Below are 2,837 nucleotides of genomic sequence, written 5' to 3' on the forward strand. Positions count from 1 at the left end.
GGCACCGCCGCCGGCGCCCTCGGCCCCGCCGCCGCCGATCGACGCCCAGCTCCAGCTCACCGACACGTACGCCGCGCACGCCCAGGGCTATACCGGGCAGGGCATCACCATCGGCATCATCGACAGCGGCGTGATGCGCAACCACCCGAGCCTGGCGGGACGGGTGGTCAAGGAACTGATCTACGTCGACTCGACGACCAACAACACCAGCATCGACGACGTGGTCGGCCACGGTACCTGGGTCTCGGAAGTCGCCGCCGGGCAACCGGTGGGCAAGTTCGCGGGCGGCATCGCGACGGGCGCCACGCTGGTTTCGGCGCGCATCATCGCCGACAAGGAGCCCACCGACGACGGTTCGGGCAGCGGCAACAAGGTCACCGCCGCCGATGCGGCGTTCTTCGGCCAGACGCTCAACCCCGAGTTGGTCAACGACGGCGTGCGCATCCAGAACAACTCCTGGGGCGGCATCTACTGGGACACCACCGACGCCACCGTCAACCAGGCCTTCGGCCAGGCCTACGACGACTTCGTGCTCAACCACGATGGCCTGGTGGTGTTTGCCGCCGGCAACGAAAGCCGTGCCGATCCCAGCACCATGGCCGCGTTGCCCAGCCTGGCGCCGGAACTGGAGCAGGGCTGGCTGGTCGCGGCGGCCGTCGACAGCAACCATCCGACCCAGCTGGCCAGCTACTCCAATGCCTGCGGCAAGGCGATGCACTACTGCCTGGTCGCGCCGGGCGACGTGATCGTCGCCGACAAGGACTACCCCAATCCCGATCCTTCGAAGAACTACTGGATCGTTTCCGGCACCTCCTTCGCGGCGCCGCTGGTGTCGGGTGCCGCGGCGCTGGTGTGGCAGGCCTACCCGTACTTCAACAACGACCTCGTGCGCCAGACGCTGCTGGGCACCGCCGACGACCTGGGCGCGCCGGGGCCGGACCCGGTGTTCGGCTACGGCATGCTGGATGTCGGCAAGGCGGTGAACGGGCCGGCCAGGTTCGACTGGGGCGACGTCACCGTCAATTTCACCGGCAGCTCGAGCTGGAACAACCCGATCTCCGGCGCGGGCGGGCTCACCAAGCAGGGCAGCGGCACGCTCAGCCTGACGCAGGACGCCAGCTACACGGGCCTGACGCGCGTCGCGGGCGGCACGCTCAACGCCAAGGCGCTCGCCTCATCGGTGCAGGTCGACGCCGGTGCCGTGCTCGGCTCGGCCACCACCGTCGCAGGCAGTCTCAGCAACGCCGGCGTGGTGACCGTGGGCAACGTCGACCTCAACCTGGGCGGCAACTACTCGCAGCAGGTCGGAGGCCGGCTGGCGCTCACGCTGGGCTCGGTGCTGCGGGTCGGCGGCACCGCCACGCTCGGCGGCGGCGACCTGTACGTGATCGGCAAGCGTTCGGACTATCTCGTCCACGCGCATACCGACGTGATCGACACCACCGGCGGCCTGAGCGGCACCTTCAGCGCGGTCAACGCGGCATCCAACGTGATGCTCACCGCGACGCCCGGCTACGACGCCACCAGCGCCTGGCTGGACGTGACCCGCGCCGACGTCACCGCGATCCAGGGCATGAGCTACACGGCCTCGTCCTACAATTCGGCGCAGCGCGTCGAAGGTGCGCTCGGCCAGCTGGACCAGCAGCTCGCGACCCAGGGGATCACCTCGGCGTCGGCCACCAGCGGTTTCGTCGCCGGCGCGGCCAGCCTGCAGCAGGCGGCCACGCTCTCCAGCGCGCAGCATTCGCTGGAAAGCCTCTCCGGCCAGCTGCACGCGGCCAGCGCGGCGATGACGTTCGAGGCCATCGACGCCGGCACGCGCGCGCTGTCCGACCGCTTCGACCGCCTGCTCGACAATGGCGCGGCCGGCGGCTGGATGCAGGACCTGGGCTACCACGGCGGCATGCAGCGAACGGGCTACGCCAACGTCGGCGTGGATCTTTCCGGCGCGCTGGCCGGGCAGGACATGCGCATCGGCAGCAACGGCGTGGCCGGCTTCGCGCTGAGCCAGGCGCAAGGCCTGGGCCGCCTCGCCGAGAGCGCCGACCAGGGCCGCAGCCATGCGATGGAAGGCATGGTCTACGGCGGCCTGGTGCACGGCAGTGCCTACCTGATGGGCCGCGTCGGCCTGGGCAACTACCGCCAGACCATGCACCGCAACCTGGAGCTCGGGCCCGCCTTCGCCGGCGTGGCGAGCGACAGCCATGGCCATTACGAGGTCGCCTATGGCGAGAGCGGCTACCGCACCATGCTCGGCGCGGTCTCGCTCACGCCGTATGCCAGCCTGCAGTACGCGCGCATCGACAACAGTGGCTTCAACGAGCCGGGCGCCTATGGCTTCGGACTGAAAGCCAATGCCGGCGCCATCGAGCGCTGGCAGGCCGGCGTCGGCCTGCGCGCGGGGCGGCAGTGGAACTTCGCCGGCGGCGGCAGCCTGAGCCTGCAGACGCACCTGGCCTGGCAGCACGCCTTCGCCGTGCGCGGCGACGTCTTCGATGCCAGCTTCACCGGCGTCGACCAATGGGCGCCGCTGGGCGGCATCGGCCTGTCGCGCTACGGCGGCGTGGCTGGCATGACGCTGGACTGGGCGATGTCGCCGCGCGCCGGCCTGTCGTTCGGCATCGACCACCACTTCGCCCAGCGCGAGCAGGGCAGCATGGCGACGTTGGCGTACCGGCTGGCGTTCTGAGGGGAAAGACCCTTCGACTTCGGCGGCGCGCGCCTCAGGGCGAACGGTTTCCAAAATCCGTTCGTGCTGAGCGTAGGCAAAGCCGGAGTCGAAGCGCGGCAAGCCATCAACGAAATGGCCCGCATCGCGGGCCTTTTTCATCAAGCCT

Annotated in this window: 1 protein-coding gene; it reads left to right on the forward strand. The window is 69.9% G+C overall.

Features of this window, described 5'->3' with window-relative positions:
- Positions 1 to 2,689: autotransporter serine protease (locus HOQ08_RS12265; RefSeq protein ID WP_291195194.1), on the forward strand; the 2,689-nt coding region annotated here is incomplete at its 5' end.
- Between the last annotated feature and the right edge of the window lie 148 nt (positions 2,690 to 2,837).

It is taken from the genome of Frateuria sp. (assembly GCF_013362045.1).
Lineage (GTDB): Bacteria > Pseudomonadota > Gammaproteobacteria > Xanthomonadales > Rhodanobacteraceae > Frateuria_A.